We start from the raw sequence: 333 nt of genomic DNA, 5'->3' as shown, positions 1-333 counted from the left end.
CGGCAATCGCCAGCCAGGCCATGCCAAACACGCCCACGGTTTTGCCTAGCAACAAGCCGCTGGCGATGCCCAACGGCACCGGGTGCAGAAAACTATCACGCCCCACGCCCGCTAGCGGCACGCCGGCATTGGCGAAGGCGAACAGCGGCAACACGCCGAACACCACCCACGGATGCAACCCATGCTCCAGCGCCCGAGCCGGGGAGGGCACGCCATCGCGGGTGCGCAGCGGAATGGTGAAGGCCAGGGCGACGCCAGCTAACGTCGCATGCACGCCGCTCTTGAGCACGCACACCCACAAAATCAGGCCCACCAGCACATACGGACTCAGGG

The 333-nt window shown here is 66.4% G+C and carries 1 protein-coding gene; it reads right to left on the bottom strand.

Annotated elements, in window-relative coordinates; translation table 11 throughout:
- Positions 1 to 333: Na+/H+ antiporter NhaA (locus AC0IW9_RS30465; protein WP_471652051.1), on the bottom strand; the 333-nt coding region annotated here is incomplete at both ends.

The sequence above is a fragment of the Belnapia sp. AC561 genome (assembly GCF_979252845.1).
This window is presented reverse-complemented; position numbering and strand designations above follow the sequence as displayed.